General features: G+C 75.8%; 6 protein-coding genes. All 6 read left to right on the top strand.

What is annotated here, in order from left to right; genetic code table 11:
* The coding region (locus VER05_RS08440; RefSeq protein WP_324844924.1) for an LLM class flavin-dependent oxidoreductase at positions 1–649 on the top strand (649 nt) is incomplete at its 5' end.
* 12 nt (positions 650–661) lie between these two features.
* On the top strand, positions 662–1,801 hold the full coding sequence (locus VER05_RS08435; RefSeq protein ID WP_324844923.1) for an LLM class flavin-dependent oxidoreductase: 1,140 nt from the start codon (positions 662–664) through the stop codon (positions 1,799–1,801).
* A gap of 63 nt (positions 1,802–1,864) precedes the next feature.
* Complete coding sequence (locus VER05_RS08430) at positions 1,865–3,496, top strand: ABC transporter substrate-binding protein (protein WP_324844922.1); 1,632 nt, start codon at positions 1,865–1,867, stop codon at positions 3,494–3,496.
* Positions 3,478–4,455 carry an ABC transporter permease gene (locus VER05_RS08425; protein ID WP_324844921.1) on the top strand — a complete coding sequence of 326 codons (978 nt, stop codon included), beginning with the start codon at positions 3,478–3,480 and terminating at the stop codon, positions 4,453–4,455. The genes VER05_RS08430 and VER05_RS08425 overlap by 19 nt, the downstream gene beginning before the upstream one ends.
* Positions 4,452–5,405 (top strand): ABC transporter permease, encoded by a 954-nt coding sequence (locus tag VER05_RS08420; protein WP_414647586.1) that lies wholly within the window; start codon positions 4,452–4,454, stop codon positions 5,403–5,405. Before VER05_RS08425 ends, VER05_RS08420 begins: the two co-directional genes overlap by 4 nt.
* Positions 5,402–6,528, top strand: a 1,127-nt coding sequence (locus tag VER05_RS08415; RefSeq protein WP_324844920.1) for an ATP-binding cassette domain-containing protein, incomplete at its 3' end; no start/stop codon positions are given. The genes VER05_RS08420 and VER05_RS08415, both read left to right, overlap by 4 nt.

Below are 6,528 nucleotides of genomic sequence, written 5' to 3'. Positions count from 1 at the left end.
CGCCGACTTCCACCTGGACACCAAGCCGGTCGACGGCCACGTCCCGACCATCTCGTTCGGCGGCTCCTCGGACGCGGCCTTCGAGGTCGGCGCCGCCGAGGCGGACATCTACGCCGTCTGGGGCGAGCCGCTGGACCGCACGCAGGAGCAGATCGACCGGGTGCACGCCGAGGCCGCCGCCGCGGGCCGCGCGACGCCGCCGCGGATCCACGCCGCGTTCCGGCCGATCATCGCGCCGACCGAGGAGCTGGCCTGGGCGAAGGCGCACCGCGTGCTGGACGCGATCGAGGCGCGCAAGGCGGCGCTCGGCGGCGTGCTGAGCAAGCGGCACTCCATCGACGCCCCGCAGAACGCGGGCTCGCAGCGGCTGCTGGAGATCGCGGCGCAGGGCGACCGGTTCGACTCGGTGCTGTGGACCGCCACGGCGAAGGCCACCGGCGGCGCGGGCAACTCCAACGCGCTGGTCGGCACGCCCGAGCAGGTCGCCGAGGCGCTGCTCGCGTACTACGACCGCGGCGTCCGGATCATCTCGGCGCGCGGCTACGACCTGCTGGACGACGCGGTCGACTTCGGCCGGTACGTGATCCCGCTGGTCCGCGAGGGCGTCGCCGCGCGCGACCGCGAGGCCGCCGCCGCGGCCGCGGCCTGAGCGGGGCCGGCCGTGCGCTTCCAGCTGCTCGACATCGTCTTCAACCCGCCGCACCCGGTCACGGGCGAGGCGGTGCCGCCGGCCGACCGGCTGGCCCGGACCGTCCGGCACGCGGTCCTGGCCGAGGAGCTCGGCTTCGACTCGTTCGCCGTGGGGGAGCGGCACGCCGGCGACGTGCTGTCGTCGGCCCCCACGGTGATCCTCGGCGCGATCGCCGCGTCCACCAGCCGGATCCTGCTGTCGACGGGCGTCACCGTGCTGTCGCTGCTCGACCCGGTGCGGGTGGCCGAGGACCTGGCGACCGTCGACCAGCTGTCCCGCGGCCGGCTCGAGATCGTCATCGGCAAGGGCAACGAGGTGCTGCAGTACCCGCTGCTCGGCCTCGACATCGACAAGCAGTACGAGTACCTCGAGGAGAACTACGAGCTGCTCCGCCTGCTGCTGTCGGAGGAGGACGTGACCTGGGAGGGCCGGCACCGGCACCGCCTGGAGCACGCCACCACGCTGCCGCGGCCGTACGCCGGCCCGTTCCGGATCTGGCACGGCTCGGCGACCTCGCGGTTCGCCGTCGAGCTCGCGGCGCGGTGGGGCGACCCGATCGTCACCGCCAACGCCCTGCAGCCGCGGGAGAACTACGCCGTGCTGCTCGACCACTACCGCGAGCAGTACGCCGCGCACGGCCACGACCCGGCCCGGGCGTACGTCGGCTCCGGCTCCGGCGGGCTGTTCCTCGCGGACACCACCGAGGCCGCCGTCGCGCAGTACCGGCCGCTCTACCAGGGCCAGGTCGACGCGGCCGCCCGCCGGGGCTACGGCGCCGACGCCGTGGGGAAGGCGCCGTCCTTCCGCACGCTGGAGGACGCCGTCGAGCGCGGCCCGGCCCTGGTCGGCTCCCCGGAGCGGGTGGCCGAGAAGATCCTCGACTACCACGCGACCTACGGGCACGTCCTGCAGTCGGTGTCCGTGAACCACCTGCTCGACCCGGCGGAGCAGGAGGACGTCCTGCGCCGGTTCGCCGAGGAGGTCGCGCCGCTCGTGCGCGCCGAGGTGCGCACCGACCTGTGGTCCGCCGCCGACCCCGGCCGCGCCGCCGGCTTCACCGCCGTGGACCACGCCGCGCCCGCCCCGGCGCCCGTCCCCGTCGCCGGCTGACCCGCCGCGACGACCCCGACCGACCCCGACCGACCCCCGACCCACCCCACCCCAGGAGCACCGATGACCACGCCCACCCGACGCCGGGGCGCCCGCCCCGCCGCCGCGGCCACCCTCGCCACCACCGCCCTGCTGCTCGCCGCCTGCTCCTCCGGCGCGTCCGGCGGCGGCTCCGGCGACGCCTCGACCGGCGCCGACGCCGAGCCCGTGGCCGGCGGCGACCTCCGGTTCGCGATCACGGTCGACTCCCGGTGCATCGACCCCCAGCAGGTCGGCAACAACGACGCCATCGCCGTCGCCCGGCAGACGGTCGCGTCGCTCACCGCGCAGGACCCGGACACCGGCGAGATCGTGCCGTGGCTCGCGGAGAGCTGGGAGGTCAGCGACGACGCGTCGAGCTACACGTTCCACCTGCGCGAGGGCGCGACCTACGCGGACGGCACCCCGATCGACGCCGAGTCGGTGAAGACCAACTTCGACGCGATCGTCGCGCTCGGCGCCACCGCCTCGCTCGGCTCGCAGTACCTGGTGGGCTACGAGGGCACGACGGTCGCCGACCCGCAGACCCTCACGGTCGACTTCGCCCAGCCGAGCGCGCAGTTCCTCCAGGCCACGTCGACGTTCTCGCTCGGGCTGCTGTCGCCCGCCTCGGCGGAGCTCACGCCCGAGGAGCGCTGCGCCGGGGACTACGTCGGCTCCGGCCCGTTCCAGGTCGAGTCGTACACCCAGGACCAGGAGATCGTGCTGGCGAAGGTCGACGGCTACGACTGGCCGTCGGAGGCCGACGAGCACACCGGCGCGGCCTACCTCGACACCGTCACGTTCCAGGTCATCCCCGAGTCGTCGGTCCGCGCCGGCAGCCTGGCCTCCGGGCAGATCGACGCGACGGCCGCGATCGCGGCCGTCGACCAGCCGCAGTTCGACGGCAACGGGTTCTGGCTCCAGCAGCGCGCCAACCCCGGCGTGGCGTACCAGCTGTTCCCGAAGGAGTCGAGCCCCCTCGCGTCCGACGAGGCCGTGCGGGTCGCGATCTCCAAGGGCATCGACCGGCAGCAGATCGTCGACACCGTGCTCACCGAGCGCGACCAGGCGGCGACCGGCGTGCTCTCGCACTCGACCCCGCTGGCCGCGGACCTGGGCGACCTGCTCGCCTACGACCCCGACGGCGCCGAGCAGCTGCTCGACGACGCCGGCTGGGTGGAGGGCGACGACGGCATCCGGGAGAAGGACGGCCAGAAGCTCTCCACCACGGTGACGTTCTGGCAGGACCCGGCCCCGCTGGAGCTCGTGCAGCAGCAGCTGCGCCAGATCGGCGTCGACCTCCAGCTCCAGCACGTCGAGATCGCCGAGTCGACCGCCATCAAGGAGAGCGGCGACTTCGACTTCGACTACTACAACCTGACCCGGTCGGACCCGGACGTGCTGCGGCTGATCTTCTCCGCGAACGCGCGCAACATCAACGACCGCCCGGCCGAGGAGGTCGACGACCTGCTGGACCGCTCGGCCGCGGCCACCGACCCCGACGAGCGCGCCGGCCTGATCGAGGAGGCCTCCCGCCTGCTGGTCGAGCGCGGCCACGCGATCCCGGTCTACGAGCTGTCGACCACCATCGCCGCCGCCGACCGCGTGCACGGGCTCACGTTCGAGGGCTCCAGCCGGCTCGACTTCTACGGCGCGTGGGTGGACCCGTCCTGATGGCCCGGTACGTCGCGCGGCGCGCCGCCCAGGGGCTGTTCGTGCTCTGGGCCGCGTTCACCATCGCGTTCTTCGTGCTCTACCTGCTCCCGAGCGACCCGGCGGCCCTGGCCGCCGGGTCGGGCGGGGAGGTGGCGTCGGTCGACCCGGCCCTGCTGGACGACCTGCGCGCCCGGTACGGGCTCGACCGGCCGGTGCTCGTCCAGTACGCCGACGCGCTGCGGGGGGCGGTCCGGCTCGACTTCGGGCCGTCGTACCAGTCGGGCGCGCCGGCCGGCTCGCTGGTGGCGCAGGCGCTGCCGCAGACGCTCCTGCTGACGGGCGTCGCCCTGACGCTCGCGGTGCTGGGCGGCACGGCGCTCGCGGTGGCCAGCGTGCTGCCGCGCAGCCGGTGGCTCCGGCAGGTGCTGTCGGCGCTGCCGGCGGTGGGCGTCGCCTTGCCGACGTTCTTCATCGGGCTGGTCCTGCTGCAGTGGCTGTCGTTCCGCGCGGGGCTGCTGCCGGCGATCGGCAACGCGGGCTGGCAGAGCCTGGTGCTGCCGGCCGTGACGCTCGCCATCCCGCCGGGCGCGCAGCTCGCGCAGGTGCTGTCCCGCAGCCTGCGGGGCACGCTCGGCGAGCCGTACGTCGAGACCGCCCGCGCCAAGGGGGCCGGCCGGCTCCGGGTGCAGCTCGGGCACGCCCTGCGCAACGCGGCGATCCCGGCGTTCACGATGCTCGGCGTCATGGTCGGCGGGCTGCTCGGCGGCGCCGTCGTCACCGAGACCGTGTTCTCCCGGGTCGGGCTCGGCCGACTCACGGTGCAGTCCGTCAACACCCAGGACGTGCCGGTGGTGCTCGCGATCGTCGTGCTGTCGGCGCTCGTGTTCGTGGTCACGACGCTGGTCGTCGACCTGGTGTACCCGCTGCTGGACCCGCGCATCGAGCGGGCCCCGACCCGGAAGGCGGTGGCCGCGTGACGACCACGACCACCACGACCGCCACGTCCGCCCGCACGCCGGACGAGATCGAGGTCGCCGACCGCCAGGACGCCCGGTCGATCCTGCGGCACGGGCGGGCGCGGGGCGCCGGGTCCGCCGGTCCCTGGGCGGCGCGGGCCGGCCGGTACCTGCTGCGGCGCCCGGGCCTCGTGCTCGCCGGGCTGGTGCTGCTGCTGGTCGCCGCGTGGGCCGCCGCGCCGTCGGTGTTCGCATCCGGTGACCCGATCACCGGGGTCCCCGCCGACCGGCTGCTCGCGCCGTCTGGTGAGCACCTGTTCGGCACCGACCACCTGGGCCGCGACGTCTGGACCCGCGTCGTGCACGGCGCCTCGCTGTCGTTGCGGACCACGGCGCTCGCGGTCCTCGTCGGCCTGGTGGTCGGCTCGGCGCTGGGCCTGCTCGCCGGGTTCCTGCGCGGCTGGGTGGACGACGTCGTGGGCCGCGCGGTCGACGTGCTGCTGGCGGTGCCGAGCATCCTGCTGTCGCTCGCGATCATCACGGCGCTCGGCACGGGGCCGACCAAGATCGCCGTGGCGGTCGGCGTCGGGGCGGTGGCGACGTTCGCCCGGGTGATGCGCGCCGAGGTGCTGCGCACGTCGACCTCGGTCTACGTCGAGGCCGCCCGCGCGTCGGGCGCCCGCTGGTGGTCGGTGCTGGGCCGGCACGTGCTGCCGAACTCCGCCGGGCCGGTGCTCGCGCTGGTGGCGCTGGAGTTCGGCGGCGCGGTGCTGGCGGTGTCCGCGCTGAGCTTCCTCGGCTACGGCACGCCGCCGCCCACCCCCGAGTGGGGGTCGCTGATCTCCGGCGGCCGCGACTACCTCGCCACCGCCTGGTGGCTCACCACCCTGCCCGGGCTCGTGATCGTGGCGGTCGTGCTGTCCGCCAACCGGGTCGCGCGGGCGCTCGAGACGACGGGAGAGGACCAGTGACGCAGCTGCAGGAGGACCGGGCCCCCGCCCCGGCCGGGGCCGACGCCACGCCGGTGCTCGAGGTCGAGGGGCTCGAGGTCGGCTACCGGACCCGGGACGGCCAGGTGTACCGCGCCGTGCGCGGGGTGGACCTGCGGGTCCGGCCCGGCGAGGTCGTCGCGCTGGTCGGCGAGTCCGGGTCCGGCAAGAGCACCGCCGCGCACGCCGCGCTGCACCTGCTCGCCCGCGGCGGGTCCGTCACCGGCGGCCGGATCCGGCTGGGCGGTCGGGACGTGTCCGACCTCACCGAGCGGGAGTGGCAGGGCGTGCGCGGCCGGGAGGTCGGGCTGGTCCCGCAGGACCCGACCGTCTCGCTCAACCCGGTGCAGCGGGTCGGCGACCAGGTGGCCGAGGTGCTGGTCATCCACGGGCTGGCCCGGCGCCGGGAGGCGCGCCGGCGCGCGGTGGCGCTGCTGGGGCAGGCCGGCGTCCCGGACCCCGCGGCGCGCGCCCGGCAGTACCCGCACGAGCTGTCCGGCGGCCTGCGGCAGCGGGTGCTCATCGCGATCGCGATCGCGGCCGGGCCGCGGCTGGTCGTCGCCGACGAGCCGACCAGCGCCCTCGACGTCACCGTGCAGCGGCGGATCCTCGACCACCTGGAGACGCTGGTCCGCGACCGCGGGACGGCGCTGCTGCTCATCACCCACGACCTCGGGGTCGCCGCGGACCGCGCCGACCGGATCGTCGTGCTGGAGAGCGGGGTCGTGGTCGAGGAGGGCACCGCGGACGAGGTGCTGGGCGCGCCGCGGCACCCGTACACGCGGCAGCTGATCGCGGCGGCGCCGAGCCTCGCGAGCGGGCGGCTGGGGGCGGCGGGGACATCGGGCCGCGAGCAGCCGGGAGCGGCGCCGGCCACCGCCGCGCCCGCCACCCCCGCGCCGGCCACCGCGCCGCCTGCCGCCGAGGTGGCGCCGGTGCTGGAACTGGTCGGCGTGCGCAAGGAGTTCGCGCTCCCGCGCGGCGTCGCGGGCGCGGCCGGCCGCTCGCTGGTCGCCGTCGACGGCGTGAGCCTGCGCGTCGAGCGCGGGACCACGTACGCCCTGGTCGGCGAGTCGGGCTCCGGCAAGAGCACGACCGCCCGGCT

The sequence above is a fragment of the Cellulomonas sp. genome, from assembly GCF_035634735.1.
Taxonomy (GTDB): domain Bacteria; phylum Actinomycetota; class Actinomycetes; order Actinomycetales; family Cellulomonadaceae; genus Cellulomonas.
Note: the sequence above shows the minus strand (reverse complement) of the source record. Positions and strands in the feature narration are given on the sequence as shown.